Source organism: Janthinobacterium sp. GW823-FHT03B06 (assembly GCF_058796955.1).
In genome coordinates, this window is record NZ_JBXAJE010000005.1 from 313,765 (window position 1) to 328,892 (window position 15,128).

Sequence of the window (15,128 nt, forward strand, 5' to 3'; positions counted from 1 at the left end):
ATGGCAGAGCGAGTGCAAAACTCATAAAGAACTGAACGGGTCTTGGTACAATGAGTGCTTTCGATACATCGGCACCGCCATCCACCCATGATAGATATCCAACTTCTCCGTAAAGACATCGCAAACGTCGCAGAACGCCTGGCGACGCGCAAATTCCAGCTCGACGTGGCAGGTTTTACCGCCCTCGAAGCCGAACGCAAGGCGATCCAGACGCGCACCGAAGAGCTGCAGGGCAAGCGCAACGCGCTGTCCAAGCAAATCGGCATGTTGAAAGGCAAGGGGGAAGACACCTCGGCCGTGATGGCGCAAGTGGCCGGCCTGGGCGATGAACTGAAAGCCGATGAAGCGGCCCTGACCGTGGTGCAAGCCAAGCTGAGCGAATTCATCATGGCCGTGCCGAACCTGCCGCACGAATCGGCACCGGTAGGCACGGACGAGTCGGGCAACGTGGAAGTGCGCAAGGTCGGCACGCCGCGCACGTTCGATTTCGAAGTCAAGGATCACGTCGACGTGGGCGCCCCGCTGGGCCTGGACTTCGAAGTGGCCACCAAGCTGACCGGTTCGCGCTTCTCCGTGATGAAGGGCGGCATCGCCCGTCTGCACCGCGCACTGGCGCAATTCATGCTCAACACGCACGTGGACGAGCACGGCTACACGGAATGCTATACGCCGTACATGGTCAACGCCGATTCGCTGCGCGGCACGGGCCAGCTGCCGAAATTCGAAGCCGATCTGTTCTCGGTGAAAAAAGGCGGCGTGGAAGGCGAGGGCGAGACCTTCTACCTGATCCCCACGTCGGAAGTGTCGCTGACCAACATCGCGCGCGATGAAATCCTCGCGCTCGATCAATTGCCCCTGAAAATGACGGCCCACACGCCATGCTTCCGTTCGGAAGCGGGCAGCTATGGCCGCGACACGCGCGGCATGATCCGCCAGCACCAGTTCGACAAGGTGGAAATGGTGCAAGTGGTGCACCCGGACACCTCGTACCAGGTGCTGGAAGAAATGGTCGGCCACGCGGAAACGATCTTGCAACGCCTGGGCCTGCCATACCGCGTGATGTCGCTGTGCACGGGCGACATGGGCTTTACGGCCAGCAAGACCTTCGACCTGGAAGTATGGCTGCCGGCGCAGAACACCTACCGTGAAATCTCGTCCCTGTCGAACACGGAAGCCTTCCAGGCCCGCCGCATGCAGGCACGTTTCCGCAACGCAGCCGGCAAGCCGGAACTGGCCCACACCCTGAACGGCTCCGGCCTGGCAGTGGGCCGCACCCTGGTCGCCGTGCTGGAAAACTACCAGCAAGCGGACGGCAGCGTCGAAATCCCGCCAGTGCTGCGCCCGTACATGGGCGGCCTGACGCATCTGAAGGCGTAAAAAAGACCAGGCAGCTTGCTGCAATGGAAGGCTTAAAATAGTCCTTCCATTTTTTCAAGCGGCTGCTATAATCTTGCCTTCTCGCAGCAATGCGGGAAAAGACCGCAGCAAATGGAGAGGTGGCAGAGTGGTCGAATGTACTTGACTCGAAATCAAGCGTACGTTAAATCGTACCGTGGGTTCGAATCCCACCCTCTCCGCCAGAACAAATAGAGAAAGCTCCCGCAAGGGAGCTTTTTTTATTTGTGGCGGCGAAGAGGAGTACGCCCCCTGCGGGGCGTACGCGTGGGATTCGAAGCCCCGCGCATATTTGCGCGGGGCCCTCCGAATCGCCCAATTGGTTTTTACGCGTGCGCCAAGGCGGCAGGTTCGAAGACGAGCGCATACTCGCGCGGGGCTCTCCGAATCGCCCAGATAGGTTTTGGTTTGCCAGCCCTCAGTTGCAAATCACCAATAAACCCCTACCCAACCCAACAACACCCATGCTAAAATAGCGCCTCGTTCAAACAGGCATGCCAGTTTGAACGAATAGACCGCAGTAAACGGAGAGGTGGCAGAGTGGTCGAATGTACTTGACTCGAAATCAAGCGTACGTTAAATCGTACCGTGGGTTCGAATCCCACCCTCTCCGCCAGAATACATAAGAGAAGCTCCCGCAAGGGAGCTTTTTTTATGCCCGCAACGCCAAAAAAACCACCAACGTATCAATGCAGGTAGAAAAACCGCCCAAAGCGCGCAGCGCAAGGCGTTTTTTCCTCCATTCAGGCCTTGAAAGCCAGCACCCCACTAACGCAACGCAAGCTAGTGCACCAGCCGCGCCACCGCAAACACTACAGCTGACGTAGCAATCATCGTCCCCACGCACCATAAAATCATGGCCAATCTGGCCGCAGCCACATCGCTTTTGGTCGCGTAATCGGCATGCTCCATTTTCATATCCGCCGTATCCCGCTCCTGTGTGTCGCCCCATCCGCTCATGACAGTATCCTCCTCATTACCCACTTCATGCTCCGCGCTTCTTTCAGCGCTGTCAAACCGTGTCCCGAGGGTATCGTGCACGGTCCGGCTATTGCGCTGTTGCATATCTGGCTTCGACACCCCCCGCCACCTTGACCCCGCTCAGCCTATGTTAATCTACCCCCTCCCATCCCGACCCCACCCATAAAAGCAATGAGCCGATTCTGGAGCAACATCGTCAGCGAGCTGACCCCCTACGTCCCCGGCGAGCAGCCGAAACTGCCCGACCTGGTGAAACTCAACACCAACGAAAACCCCTACGGCCCGTCGCCGCAGGTGCTGGCCGCGCTGCGCGAAGCGGCCAACGACAGCCTGCGCCTCTACCCCGATCCCACGGCCAGCGAACTGAAGCAAACCCTGGCCGCCTACCACGGACTCGACAGCGCGCAGGTGTTCGTCGGCAACGGTTCCGATGAAGTGCTGGCGCTGGCCTTCATGGCCTTGCTCAAGCACGACGCACCCCTGCTGTTCCCGGACATCAGCTACAGCTTCTATCCCGTGTATTGCAAGCTGTACGGCATCGATTACCGGACGGTCGCGCTCGACGACACCATGCGCATCCGCCCGGAAGACTATCAAGGGCCGTGCGGCGCCATCATCTTCCCGAATCCCAACGCGCCCACGGGCGTGGACTTGCCGCTGGCCGGCGTGGAAACCTTGCTGCGCGAGCATCCCGACGCCGTGGTCGTGGTCGATGAAGCGTATGTGGATTTCGGCGGCGAGAGCGCCGTGGCCCTGGTCGACCGGTATCCGAACTTGCTGGTGGTGCAGACGTTCTCGAAGTCGCGCTCGCTGGCCGGCTTGCGCGTCGGCTGCGCCTTCGGCCATGCGGACCTGATCGAGGCGCTGGAGCGCGTGAAGAACAGTTTCAACTCGTATCCGCTGGATAGGCTGGCCCTGGCCGGCGCCGTCGCTTCGCTGCAAGACGAAGCGTATTTCCAGCAGACGCGCCAGGCCGTGATCGCCAGCCGCGAACAGCTGGCGGCGGACCTGGCGGCGCTGGGCTTCGAGGTGCTGCCGTCGGTGGCCAACTTTGTCTTTGCCCGCCACCCGCAGCATGATGCGGCGCAACTGGCGGCCGGCTTGCGCGCCAAGTCGGTGATCGTGCGCCATTTCAATGCACCGCGCATCAGCCAGTATTTGCGCATCAGCATCGGCAACCCGGCCGAGTGCGCCGCCTTGATGGCGGCCTTGCGCGCAGTGCTGTGACGCCATGCTGACCTTCGTCCCAGCCAGCAGCGCCGATGGCGAGGCGCTGGCCAGCCTGCGCGTGGCCGCCATGCGCGACAGCCTGGAGCGCATCGGCCGCTATGATCCGCAGCGGGCGCGCCAGCGTTTCCTGTCCACCTACGACCCCGATTGCGCCTGGCAGTTGCGCCACGGCGGCGCGCTGGCCGGCTTCTATGTGTTGCGCCCGCAAGCGGATTATTTGCTGCTCGACCACCTCTACCTGGCGCCGGAATGCCAGCGGCAAGGCATGGGTGCGTCCGTGCTGGCGCGCGTGTTTGCCGAGGCCGATGCGGCCCGCAAGAGCGTGCGCGTGGGCGCCTTGCGCGGCAGCGAGGCGAACCGCTTCTATATGCGTCACGGCTTCGTGCCGGATGGCGAGGAAGAGTTCGACCTGTATTATCGGCGCGCCCCCGCGCCTTGATGCTGCCGGCGGCGACTGTTTGTGCAACAATAATCGGATTCACACATCGACAGGACGGACAAAATGGCAAAAGTGGCATTCATCGGCTTGGGCGTCATGGGTTTCCCCATGGCAGGTCATCTGGCGGCGGGCGGGCACGACGTCACCGTGTACAACCGCAACCCGGCCCGCGCGGCCGCCTGGCTGGAGCAATACAAGGGCAGCAGCGCCGCCACGCCGGCCGCCGCCGCAGCGGGTGCCGAATTCGTCTTCACCTGCATCGGCAACGATAACGACCTGTATCAAGTGATCCTGGAAGAGGGCGGCTTGCTGTCCGCCATGGCGCCGGGCAGCATCCTGATCGACCATACGACGGCCTCGGCCGAAGCGGCGCGCACCATCCACGCGGCGGCGAAAGAGCAGGGCGTGTTCTTCCTCGACGCGCCCGTGTCCGGCGGCCAGGCGGGCGCGGAAAACGGCAAGCTGACCGTGATGGTGGGCGGCGACGCGGAAGCGTATGCACGTGCCGAGCCCGTCATCGCCCTGTTCGCGCGCGCCGTCACCTATATGGGCGCTTCCGGTTCCGGCCAGCTCACGAAAATGGTCAACCAGATCTGCATCGCCGGCCTCGTGCAAGCCTTGAGCGAGGGCATTGCCTTTGCGGAAAACGCGGGCCTCGACGCGGCCCTGGTGGTGGACGTGATTTCCAAGGGCGCGGCGCAGTCATGGCAGCTGGAAAACCGGGGCAAGACCATGATCGAGCGCAAGTTCGACTTCGGTTTCGCCGTCGACCTGATGCGCAAAGACCTGGGCATCTGCCTCGCCGAAGCGAAACGCAACGGCAGCGACTTGCCCGTGACGACCTTGACGGACCAGTTCTATGGCGAAGTGCAGCAGGCGGGCGGCAACCGCTACGACACCTCCAGCCTGATTACCCGCCTGAACAAAAAGTAACTTTTTAACTCTTCAGTAAAGAGCGGCGCGTCCCTGCCCAGGGCCGCGCCGCTTGTCGTTTACGGTGCTGATACCATTAAAACGTCAGTTTCCGGAACATCTGGTTTCGATTTTCATGGAAAAGCATGGACTTCGCTAGCTCATCGTGTATTATTAAAAAACGAGATGAAATGTCCCAATTTTTAAAACATTATGAGCGGACCAGCATGAAAACTAACTCCTCAGCGATAACACGCGTTGTCGACAAGAACATTCCCTATTTGTCTTCCGCCGTCGCCATCTGGCGGCCCCGCGCCGTGCTGCGCAGCTGGCCCGGCGTGGCCATCGCGCTGGTGATCGCCCTGTCGGCGACCTTTATTTCCAGCAATTACGGTGGGCCCCAGCTGCTGTACGCGCTGTTCTTCGGCCTGGCCTTCCACTTCCTCGCGTCCGATCCCACCTGCAAGCCCGGCATCGAGTTTTGCAGCAAGGTGCTGCTGCGCACGGGCGTGGCCCTGCTGGGCGCGCGCATCACCTTCAACCAGATCGCCTCGGTCGGCGTGACGCCGTTATTGATCGTCGTGGGCGGCCTGATCGCCACCCTGGGCTTCGGCTACCTGCTGGCCAAATGGCTGAAACGTCCGATCACGGAAGGTATTTTGTCGGGCGGCTCCGTCGCCATCTGCGGCGCGTCGGCCGCGCTGGCCATTTCGGCCGTGCTGCCGCAAACCAAGGAAAACGAAAAGTTCACCCTGCTGACGGTGGTGGGCGTGACCTCGCTGTCGACCCTGGCGATGATCGTCTACCCGCTGCTGGTCAAGCTGCTGGGCTTTGACCCGACCGAGGCGGGCGTGTTCATCGGCGGCACCATCCATGACGTGGCGCAAGTTGTGGGTGCCGGCTACCTGGTGAGCAACCATACGGGCGACGTCGCCACCTTCGTGAAACTGACGCGCGTCGCCTGCCTCGTGCCCGTCGTGCTGGGCCTGTCGATCATGTTCAAGCGCAAGGATGGCAAGAGCGAAGTCGATGCGCCGCCGCTCGTGCCGTTCTTCCTGATCGGCTTTGTCTGGCTCGTCATCACGAACAGCCTGGGCCTGATTCCGCAGGAAGTGAATGGCTGGATCAACAATGCCTCGCGCGCCTGCCTCGTCATTGCGATTGCCGCTCTGGGCGTGAAAACCTCGTTCCAGTCGCTGGCCTCGCTGGGCTGGCGTCCCGTGATCATGCTGGTGATGGAGACCGTGTGGATCGCCGCCTTCGTCGCCATCGCCGTGCTGCTGACGCGTTAAGCGCATCGGGCCCGCCATGAAAGTCCTCGTTCTCGGCGCCGGCGTGGTCGGCACGGCATCGGCCTGGTACTTGCGCCAGGCGGGCCACGACGTGCGCGTGCTCGAACGCCAGGCGGGCGCCGCGCAGGAAACCAGTTTCGGCAACGGCGGGCAGATTTCGGTCTCGCACGCGGAACCGTGGGCCAATCCCGCCACCCTGCGCAAGGTCGTTAGCTGGCTGGGCAAGGACGACGCGCCGCTGCTGTTCCGTCCCCGCCTCGATCCGCTGCAATGGCAGTGGGCCTTGCACTACCTGCGCGAATGCCTGCCGTCCAGGGTGGCGCGCAACATGCGCCAGATCGTCGCCCTGGCCGAGTACAGCCGGCAGAGTTTGCAGGCATTACGGCGCGAGACGGGCATCGCCTATGACCACCTGGAGCGGGGCATTCTGCATTTCTATACGGACGAGCAGGAGTTTGATAAATCGCAAGCGGGCGCCGCGCTCCTGCGTGAGCTGGGCTGCCCGCGCAATCCCGTCAGCGCCGATGAAGTGATCCGGCTGGAGCCGGCCTTGCGCCACGCGCGCAGCCGCATCGTGGGCGGCGATTTTACGGCCAGCGACGAATCGGGCGACGTGCATCTGTTTACCACGGCCTTGGCTGCCCGCGCGGCGGCGGCCGGCGTGGATTTTCAGTACAGCACGACGGTGACGCGGCTGCTGGAAGATGGTGCGAATGGCGCACGCATCACGGGCGTGGAATGCATCGATGCGCAGGGGCGCCATCGCCTGGAATACGCGGACGCCGTGGTGGTGGCCATGGGCAGCTTTTCCGCACCGCTGCTGCAGCCGCTGGGCATCCGGCTGATGCTGTATCCGGGCAAAGGTTATTCCGCCACGTATCCGATTCTTGATTCCGCCGCCGCACCGAGCGTGTCGCTGACGGACGACGGCCATAAGCTCGTGTTTTCGCGCCTGGGATCGCGCCTGCGCGTGGCGGGCACGTGCGAGCTGAACGGCTACACGCGGGAACTCAATCCTGTGCGCTGCGCCGCCATCACGCGCCGCGTGCAAGCGCTGTTTCCCGGCGCCTGCGATTACAGCGACCCCGTCTACTGGGCCGGCCTGCGCCCTCTGACACCGTCGAACGTCCCCTACATCGGCGCCACGCGCTACCGCCAGCTGTTCCTTAACACGGGCCACGGCACCCTGGGCTGGACCATGGGCTGCGGCGCGGGCAGGGCGATCGCCGAGCTCGTGTCGGGACGGCGGCCGGAAGTCGATTTTGCGTTTTGCGGGCAACGCTTGGCACCGCAGTCTGCGGCAGAGGAGTTCCGGGGTCAGACCCGCCGGGTCTGACCCCAGCTTTAACTTAGGAGATCACGATGAGAGACGACGCCACCCCCAGCCACCCCCCCGTCGGCCTGACCCTGGCCGGCACCACCTACCAGTCGCGCCTGCTGGTGGGCACCGGCAAGTACAAGGATTTCGAGGAAACGCGCCTCGCCATCGAGGAAAGCGGCGCCGAAATCGTCACCGTGACCATCCGGCGCGTGAATATCGGCCAGGAAAAGGGCGAGCCTAACCTGCTCGACTTCATCCCGCCGTCGAAATACACGATTTTGCCCAACACGGGCGGCTGCTACAACGCGCGCGATGCCGTCTACACTCTGCAACTGGCGCGCGAGCTGCTGGGCGGCCACCAGTTGTGCAAGCTGGAAGTGCTGGGCGATGAAAAGACCCTGTTCCCGAACATGCCGGAAACGTTAAAGGCGGCGGAGCAGCTGGTGCGCGACGGCTTCCAGGTGATGGTGTATTGCAGCGACGACCCCATCCAGGCGCGCATGCTGGAAGACATCGGCTGCATCGCCGTCATGCCGCTGGCGTCCCTGATCGGCTCTGGCATGGGCATTCTCAATCCATGGAACTTGTCGCTGATCATCGAGCAAGCCAAGGTGCCCGTGCTGGTCGACGCGGGCGTGGGCACGGCGTCGGACGCGGCCATCGCCATGGAACTCGGTTGCGACGGCATTTTGATGAATACCGCCATCGCGGCGGCGCGCGAGCCGATCCGCATGGCGCGCGCCATGAAACTGGCAGTGCAGGGCGGACGCGAGGCCTATCTGGCCGGACGCATGCCCCGGAGAGCGGGCGTCATGAGCGCTTCGCCCTCGTCGCCGATGGCCGGGCTGATCGCCTGAGTTGCCGCATTTACCGCATTTACCGCAGTTTGCAGCACCGTTGTTGATTCTGTTTGAAGCACCCATAAAAACCACAATACCTGGAGATGACATGAAACACACACTCGTAGCGGCAGCCATCCTGGCCTCCTTCTTCGCCGGCAACGCCAGCGCCCAATCGTCCGTCACCGTGTACGGCTTGCTCGACGCGGGCTTCACGTCCGAGCACGGCGGCGCGGACGGTTCCGTCACCAAGCTGGCCACCGGCGTGCAGTCGGGCAGCCGCATCGGCTTCAAGGGCACGGAAGACCTGGGCAACAACTTGAAAGCCAATTTCCTGTTGGAAAATGGCCTCGACGTGGACACGGGCGCCAACCGCCAGGGCGCCTTGTTCGGGCGCAAGGCCTACGTGGGCCTGTCCGGCGGCTTCGGCGCCGTGAACCTGGGCTTGCAGCACAACCCGCTGTTCACCGCGCTGGACAATATCGACCCCTTCGAGACGGGCATGACGGGCGCCTCGATCAACCTGATGAGCGTGGCTAGCCTGCGCACGAAAAATTCCATCATGTATGAAACGCCAAAGGTGAACGGCCTGTCGGCCGCCGTCATGTATGGCTTGGGCGAAAAGCCGGACAGCAATACCCTGGGCCGCACCATCGACTTTTCCATCGACTACGCCAACGGTCCGCTCGTGCTGACCCTGGCGCACGACAACCGCAAGGACACGCCATTGAACACGGCGAAAGTGACCTTGCTGGGCGGCACCTACGACTTCGGTCCCGCCAAGCTGCATGCCGCGTATGAGACGGACAAGGACGATGCGGGCACGGATTTCCGCGATTACATGCTGGGCGTGTCCGCCCCTGTGGGCGCGGCGGGCAGCGTGATGGCCTCGTACATCCGCAAGGATGACCGCACGAATGCGCGCCGCGGCGGGCGCCAGCTGGCCATCGGCTACACGTATGCCTTGTCGAAACGCACGAACCTGTACACCTCGTACGGGCGCATCAGCAACGATGGCGCGGGCACCAACTTCGTCGGCGATGCATCGAGCGGCGGCAGCGTGCCCTTGCCTGGGCATAACTCGAGCGCCTTCACGGCCGGCATGCGCCTGAAGTTCTAAGCGCGGCAGCGCAGGTGGCGATGGCGGCTTGTCTGTTGCGGATAAGCCGCCATTGTTGTTTCAGGAATGGGCCTAAGTCATGGATTCCGGATTCAGGAATGAAACAGTCCGATTTTTCATGAATTTTCATTGACAGCGCATTTCGCAACCGTTAAATTGAACACGTATTTCAAATATCGGAACAAAATATACCGATTTTTCATAAAACCGTAAGGAGACTGAGCCATGACCGATTTGTCCGACCAAAAAGCCGCCGCCGCTGCCGTTCCAGTAGGCCCGCAAAAGATGACGCCTTCCGAAGCGTTCGTGGAAACCCTGGCCGCCAATGGCGTGACCGACATGTTCGGCATCATGGGCTCGGCCTTCATGGACCCGATGGACATTTTTGCCCCCGCCGGCATCCGGCTGATCCCCGTCGTGCACGAGCAGGGCGCCGGCCACATGGCCGACGGTTATGCCCGCGTCTCGGGCCGCCATGGCGTCGTCATCGGCCAGAACGGCCCCGGCATCAGCAATTGCGTCACCGCCATTGCCGCCGCCTACTGGGCGCATACGCCCGTCGTCATCATTACCCCCGAGACGGGCACGATGAGCATGGGCCTGGGCGGCTTCCAGGAAGCGAACCAGTTGCCGATGTTCGAGGAATTCACGAAATATCAGGGTCATGTGACCAATCCCGCCCGCATGGCGGAATTCACGGGCCGCTGCTTCGACCGCGCCATGTCGGAAATGGGCCCGACGCAACTGAACATCCCGCGCGATTATTTCTATGGCGAAATCAAGGCCGAGATCCCGAAACCGAACCGCCTGGACCGCGGCGCCGGCGGCGAGCAAAGCCTCAACGATGCGGCGGAGCTCTTGGCCAAGGCCAAGTTCCCCGTGATTATCTCGGGCGGCGGCGTCGTCATGGGCGAAGCCATCGACGAGTGCAAGGCCCTGGCCGAGCGCCTCGGCGCGCCCGTCGTCAACAGCTATCTGCACAACGACTCGTTTCCCGCCAGCCACCCGCTGTGGTGCGGTCCGCTTGGCTACCAGGGTTCGAAGGCGGCGATGAAACTGATCGCCCAGGCCGACGTCGTCGTCGCTTTAGGCTCGCGCCTGGGACCGTTCGGCACCTTGCCGCAGCACGGCATGGATTACTGGCCGAAGAATGCGAAGATCATCCAGATCGATGCCGACAACAAGATGCTGGGCCTGGTCAAAAAGATTTCGGTCGGCATCTGCGGCGACGCCAAGGCGGCCGCCAAGGCGATTATTGCCCGCCTCGATGGCAAGACGCTGGACTGCGACGCCACGCGCGACGCGCGCTACGCCACCGTGCAAGCGGAGAAGGCCGCGTGGGAAGAGGAATTGACGAACTGGACGCACGAGAAAGATGCGTACAGCCTGGACATGATCGAAGAGCAGAAGAAAGAGCCGGGCAATTATCTGCACCCGCGCCAGGTCTTGCGCGAGCTGGAAAAAGCCATGCCGGAAGACGTGATGGTGTCGACCGACATCGGCAACATCAACTCGGTGGCGAATAGTTACTTGCGCTTCGAAAAGCCGCGCAGCTTCTTTGCGGCGATGAGCTTTGGCAACTGCGGCTATGCGTTCCCGACCATCATCGGCGCCAAGGTGGCGGCGCCGCACCGTCCGGCCGTGTCGTATGCGGGCGACGGCGCCTGGGGCATGAGCCTGATGGAAACGATGACCTGCGTGCGCCACAACATTCCCGTCACCGCCGTGGTGTTCCACAACCGCCAGTGGGGCGCGGAAAAGAAGAACCAGGTCGATTTCTACAACCGCCGTTTTGTTGCCGGCGAGCTCGACAACCAGAGTTTCGCGGAAATTGCGCGGGCCATGGGCGCCGAAGGCATCACGGTCGACAAGCTGGAAGACGTGGGACCGGCATTGAAGAAGGCGATCGACATGCAGATGAATGAAGGCAAGACGACCATCATTGAGATCATGTGCACGCGCGAGCTGGGCGACCCGTTCCGCCGCGATGCGCTGAGTAAACCAATTCGTCATCTGGATAAGTATAAAGACTACGTTTGATGCGCTGAGGTTGTTGGATTACGCCCGTTGGGCTAATCCAACCTACCCAACCTACGCAATTTACGCGTGGTGCTGGCGTAGGTCGGATTAGCCGGGCAAAGCCCGGCGTAATCCGACACCACCCGGGCAGTAGCCAGGCCCGGCGTCATCCGACACCACCCCGACCGATCCTTGTATGACCCCGGCTTGCCGGGTTTTATGTGCCGGAACCATCTTTATGCTTCCATGGTTCCGGCACTTTTTTTACCGAATTGGAGTCGCCATGAAAGCCCTGCACCGCATCATCGAGCAAGCCCGCGCCGTGCCGAAAAACATCGTGTTGTGCGAGGGCGGCGATGCGCGCGTGCTGCAGGCGGCCGCGCGGGCTGCCGCCGAAGGTCTGGCGCACATCACCCTCGTCGGCCAGCCGGCCGCCATCCTCGCCCTGGCGCACGAGCACGGGCTCGACCTCGATAGCGTGCGCCTGGTCGACCCGGCCACGTCCGACGAGTCGGAACACTATGCCCAGCAATTGTTCGTGTTGCGCCAAGCCAAGGGCATGACGGTGGAGCAGGCGCGCATCGCCGTGCAAGACCCGTTGTGCTACGCCAACCTGATGGTGCGCCTGGGCGACGCCGACGGTTGCGTGGCGGGGGCCGTGCACACGACGGCCGACGTGGTGCGCAGCGCCATCCAGATCATCGGCGTCGACCCGGCCTTCAAGCTCGTGTCGAGCTTTTTCCTGATGATGCTGTGCGAACCGTTCCACAGCCTCAAAGGCGGTTTTATCTTTTCCGACTGCGCCCTCGTCGTCGATCCGAAGGCCGAGGAACTGGCCGACATCGCCATGGCCGCCGCCGACAGCGCGCAAGCCTTGCTGATGGAAGAACCGCGGGTCGCCATGCTGTCGTTTTCCACCAGCGGCAGCGCCCACCATGCGGCCGTCGACAAGGTGCATGCGGCCACGGACCGGGTCAAGGCCCAGCGCCCGCTGCTGGCCATCGATGGCGACGTACAGCTCGACGCGGCCATCGTGGCCGAAATTTCGCAGAGAAAAGTCAAGGATTCCGTCGTCAACGGCCGCGCGAACGTGCTGGTGTTCCCGAACCTGGACGCGGGCAATATCGGCTACAAGCTGGCCGAGCGCATGGGCGGCGCCGTCGCCATCGGGCCCTTGCTGCAGGGCTTGAACAAGCCGGCCAACGATTTGTCGCGCGGCTGCAGCGCCGACGACGTCTACAACGTCATTGCCGTGACGGCCGTGCAGGCCCAGGGTGGGAGCTGAGTTTTTCAGCTTGCCCGTGCTGGCGCTGTTGGGCGTGGTGGCGGCCGGCACGTATTTCCAGACCGTCACGGGCTTTGGCCTGGGCATGATCGTCATGGGCGTGGCCAGCGGCCTCGGCCTGGCGCCCGTGCCCGCGCTGGCGGCCCTCGTCAGTTTATTGTCGCTTGCCAATTGCCTCGTGGCCTTGCCGGGCGCCTTGCACCACCTCGATTGGCGCGCCATCCGCGCTGCCAGCATCGGCTTGCTGCCGGCCATGGCGGCCGGCGTCTTGCTGTTGGGATATCTGGACCAGGCATATGCGCCCTTGCTGAAACTGTTGCTGGGCGCGGCCATCGTGTATGGCGGCGTCAGCATCCTGCTGCAGGCGCCGCCGGGACCGGGCGCGGCGGACAAGCGCAGTTTCTTCATCAGCGGCGTGTGCGGCGGCCTGTTCTCGGGCCTGTTTTCGCTGGCCGGCCCGCCCCTCGTGTACCAGTTTTACCGTCAGGAAATGAGTTTAACCACCATCCGCTACAGCCTGATCTTTCTGTTCGCCATCAGCGCGGGCGGGCGCTCGCTGATGGCGGGCAGCCAGGGCCAGCTCGATGGGAAAGTGTTGTTGCTGTGTGCGCTGGCCTTGCCCGTGGGCGTACTGGCCACGATGGCCGGCAAACGCTATCCGCCGCCGATCGCCCAGCGCGGCATGCGCCGCATCGCGTTTGCCGTGCTGACCGCCATCGGCCTGTCGCTGATGGCGGCGGCCGTGCCGCAATTGCTGCGCTAGGCCTTGAACGTCAATAAAGGTTTCAAGCGCGCCACCGATTGCAGCAAGCCCGCTTCCTCCTGCGCGGCGATGACGGGACCGATCTTTTTATACGCCATCGGCGCTTCCTCGACGCGGCGTTCCTCGCGCAGCGTCACGCACTGGAAGATCATCTCGTCGCCGCCCACCGTGGGCCGGATGGCGCGCATGGCTTGCCTGCGGATGCTGCGTCCCGCGCCGTGCGAGCACGACCACAGCCAGTCGGGGTTGCCCATCCCCGTTGCCACGTAGGAATAGTCGCCCATGGAGCCGGGGATCAGCGCCAGGTCGCCTTCGCGCGCCGGCGTGGCGCCCTTGCGGTGGATGTTCATGCCATGCTCGCGCAGGATGACGTTGTGCGGCACGTCGACCACCAGGCGCGATTGATCCTGCGCAAACACTTGCGACAGGCTGTCGCGCACCAGTTCGGCCAATACCATGCGGTTGACCCAGGCATAGCGCGAGGCCACGCCCATGGCGTCCATGTATTCGCCGGCCAGTTCGCCCGTCAAGCCGTACAGGCCCGACTGCGGGTGGCGCACGCCTTTCGGCCACGCCTCCCTGGCGCGATCCATCCAGCGGCTGCCGACAAAAAAACCCACGTCGCGGCTGCCGCTGTGGATCATGACGACCACTTCGCCCGGTACCAGCCCGTGCCGGTACGCGGCGTGGCGGTCCATGACCGTATCGACCAGCTGGATTTCCACAAAATGGTTGCCCGATCCCGTCGTGCCCAGGCTGGGATCGCGTATCACTTCGCGCGTGCCGACCAGCGCTGCGGGCGCATGGCGCAAGCCGCCGCCCAGTTCGCGCAGGGCGATGCAAGCGTCGAGCTCGCGCAGCAAACGCTCCTTGTCGACGCGGGGCCACAAGCCATCGTCATGCAGGCTGTCGATGAACGCTGCCGGACCCACGTCGAACAGGGCGGCAAACGCCTTCGAGCGCAGCGGCACGTTGCGGCCGTCTTCCAGCAACACGTGTTTGAGCTTGGCGAGCAGTTGCGGCTTGCGCGCTTCGAACTGGGCCAGGGTCAAGCCCGTCGTGATCAGGCGCATGCCGCAGGCGATGTCCGTGCCGGGGATGGCGGGGATCACCATGTCGGGGCTGGTGGCGACGATGCTGCCGACGGGCGCGATGCTGCCAGGGTGGAAGTCGGGCGTGGCGCACGCCTTGCACACATGGCCATCCTGGCCGGGCACGGCGACGGCGGCAAATTCCATCAGCTGTCGCACGGCTTTTTCCTCGAGGGGAAAGTTATGGGGCAGCAGCACGGACGCCTGGGCGTGCGGATTGCTGAGCGTATAAATACCGTCGGCATAGGCGACGTCGATGCCCTGGCGGCGCAGGGCTTTTTGTAATCTGGATAGGGGAAACACGATTCTGCTCCGGAAATAACGAATGCACGGCCCTTTTGCAAGGGCCATGTTTGTTTTCCACGCAGCAGCGACAGGAAGTGCCGCCAGCTTAGCAAATTTTGCGGGGATTGCAAAGCGGGGGAGCGTACAAGAATGCGC

General features: G+C 63.1%; 13 protein-coding genes and 2 tRNA genes. 13 read left to right on the plus strand and 2 right to left on the minus strand.

Annotated features, from left to right (window positions below):
• Positions 1 to 87: 87 nt before the first annotated feature.
• The 3 genes from serS to AC1RBA_RS18855 all read left to right on the plus strand — a co-directional run bounded on the left by serS (position 88) and on the right by AC1RBA_RS18855 (position 2,011).
• The gene (serS, locus tag AC1RBA_RS18845) at positions 88 to 1,377 is read left to right on the plus strand and encodes a serine--tRNA ligase (RefSeq protein WP_492419560.1); all 1,290 of its coding nucleotides are present in this window, start codon (positions 88 to 90) and stop codon (positions 1,375 to 1,377) included.
• Positions 1,378 to 1,490: 113 nt separating this feature from the next.
• Positions 1,491 to 1,580, plus strand: a tRNA-Ser gene (locus tag AC1RBA_RS18850).
• Positions 1,581 to 1,921: 341 nt separating this feature from the next.
• Positions 1,922 to 2,011: transfer RNA gene (locus AC1RBA_RS18855), tRNA-Ser, on the plus strand.
• 167 nt (positions 2,012 to 2,178) lie between these two features.
• On the opposite strand, the gene AC1RBA_RS18860 is transcribed toward AC1RBA_RS18855, so the two are convergent.
• Positions 2,179 to 2,460 carry a hypothetical protein gene (locus tag AC1RBA_RS18860; protein ID WP_070291280.1) on the minus strand — a complete coding sequence of 94 codons (282 nt, stop codon included), beginning with the start codon at positions 2,458 to 2,460 and terminating at the stop codon, positions 2,179 to 2,181.
• Positions 2,461 to 2,547: 87 nt separating this feature from the next.
• On the opposite strand from AC1RBA_RS18860, the gene hisC reads away from it, so the two are divergent.
• From hisC to AC1RBA_RS18910, 10 genes are all read left to right on the plus strand, one after another.
• The gene (gene hisC, locus AC1RBA_RS18865) at positions 2,548 to 3,603 is read left to right on the plus strand and encodes a histidinol-phosphate transaminase (RefSeq protein WP_070291279.1); all 1,056 of its coding nucleotides are present in this window, start codon (positions 2,548 to 2,550) and stop codon (positions 3,601 to 3,603) included.
• Positions 3,604 to 3,607: 4 nt separating this feature from the next.
• Entirely contained in the window at positions 3,608 to 4,045 is a 438-nt protein-coding gene (locus tag AC1RBA_RS18870; protein ID WP_492419562.1) for a GNAT family N-acetyltransferase, read from the plus strand.
• A 63-nt stretch (positions 4,046 to 4,108) separates the two neighbouring features.
• Complete coding sequence (locus tag AC1RBA_RS18875; RefSeq protein WP_492419564.1) at positions 4,109 to 4,978, plus strand: NAD(P)-dependent oxidoreductase; 870 nt, start codon at positions 4,109 to 4,111, stop codon at positions 4,976 to 4,978.
• Between the two features lie 206 nt (positions 4,979 to 5,184).
• On the plus strand, positions 5,185 to 6,249 hold the full coding sequence (locus AC1RBA_RS18880) for a YeiH family protein (RefSeq protein WP_101480444.1): 1,065 nt from the start codon (positions 5,185 to 5,187) through the stop codon (positions 6,247 to 6,249).
• A gap of 16 nt (positions 6,250 to 6,265) precedes the next feature.
• The gene (locus AC1RBA_RS18885) at positions 6,266 to 7,585 is read left to right on the plus strand and encodes a D-amino acid dehydrogenase (RefSeq protein ID WP_492419565.1); all 1,320 of its coding nucleotides are present in this window, start codon (positions 6,266 to 6,268) and stop codon (positions 7,583 to 7,585) included.
• Positions 7,586 to 7,611: 26 nt separating this feature from the next.
• Positions 7,612 to 8,427, plus strand: coding sequence for a thiazole synthase (locus AC1RBA_RS18890; protein WP_492419566.1), 816 nt, complete (start codon positions 7,612 to 7,614; stop codon positions 8,425 to 8,427).
• A gap of 91 nt (positions 8,428 to 8,518) precedes the next feature.
• Entirely contained in the window at positions 8,519 to 9,529 is a 1,011-nt protein-coding gene (locus tag AC1RBA_RS18895; RefSeq protein ID WP_492419567.1) for a porin, read from the plus strand.
• A 225-nt stretch (positions 9,530 to 9,754) separates the two neighbouring features.
• On the plus strand, positions 9,755 to 11,569 hold the full coding sequence (xsc, locus tag AC1RBA_RS18900) for a sulfoacetaldehyde acetyltransferase (RefSeq protein ID WP_492419568.1): 1,815 nt from the start codon (positions 9,755 to 9,757) through the stop codon (positions 11,567 to 11,569).
• 262 nt (positions 11,570 to 11,831) lie between these two features.
• A complete protein-coding gene (gene pta / locus AC1RBA_RS18905) occupies positions 11,832 to 12,833 on the plus strand; it encodes a phosphate acetyltransferase (protein ID WP_409026796.1) in 1,002 nt (333 codons plus the stop codon).
• Complete coding sequence (locus AC1RBA_RS18910) at positions 12,823 to 13,596, plus strand: TSUP family transporter (RefSeq protein ID WP_492419569.1); 774 nt, start codon at positions 12,823 to 12,825, stop codon at positions 13,594 to 13,596. The genes pta and AC1RBA_RS18910 overlap by 11 nt, the downstream gene beginning before the upstream one ends.
• Here AC1RBA_RS18910 and AC1RBA_RS18915 read toward each other — a convergent pair.
• Entirely contained in the window at positions 13,593 to 14,990 is a 1,398-nt protein-coding gene (locus AC1RBA_RS18915) for an RtcB family protein (protein ID WP_492419570.1), read from the minus strand. The genes AC1RBA_RS18910 and AC1RBA_RS18915 overlap by 4 nt on opposite strands.
• Between the last annotated feature and the right edge of the window lie 138 nt (positions 14,991 to 15,128).

Coding starts and splice junctions, on each gene's coding strand:
- AC1RBA_RS18870 (WP_492419562.1), top strand. CDS start 3,608: ATGCTGACCTTCGTCCCAGCCAGCAGCGCCGATGGCGAGGCGCTGGCC.
- AC1RBA_RS18860 (WP_070291280.1), bottom strand. CDS start 2,460: ATGCAACAGCGCAATAGCCGGACCGTGCACGATACCCTCGGGACACGG.
- AC1RBA_RS18885 (WP_492419565.1), top strand. CDS start 6,266: ATGAAAGTCCTCGTTCTCGGCGCCGGCGTGGTCGGCACGGCATCGGCC.
- AC1RBA_RS18875 (WP_492419564.1), top strand. CDS start 4,109: ATGGCAAAAGTGGCATTCATCGGCTTGGGCGTCATGGGTTTCCCCATG.
- hisC (WP_070291279.1), top strand. CDS start 2,548: ATGAGCCGATTCTGGAGCAACATCGTCAGCGAGCTGACCCCCTACGTC.
- xsc (WP_492419568.1), top strand. CDS start 9,755: ATGACCGATTTGTCCGACCAAAAAGCCGCCGCCGCTGCCGTTCCAGTA.
- AC1RBA_RS18880 (WP_101480444.1), top strand. CDS start 5,185: ATGAAAACTAACTCCTCAGCGATAACACGCGTTGTCGACAAGAACATT.
- AC1RBA_RS18895 (WP_492419567.1), top strand. CDS start 8,519: ATGAAACACACACTCGTAGCGGCAGCCATCCTGGCCTCCTTCTTCGCC.
- pta (WP_409026796.1), top strand. CDS start 11,832: ATGAAAGCCCTGCACCGCATCATCGAGCAAGCCCGCGCCGTGCCGAAA.
- AC1RBA_RS18890 (WP_492419566.1), top strand. CDS start 7,612: ATGAGAGACGACGCCACCCCCAGCCACCCCCCCGTCGGCCTGACCCTG.
- serS (WP_492419560.1), top strand. CDS start 88: ATGATAGATATCCAACTTCTCCGTAAAGACATCGCAAACGTCGCAGAA.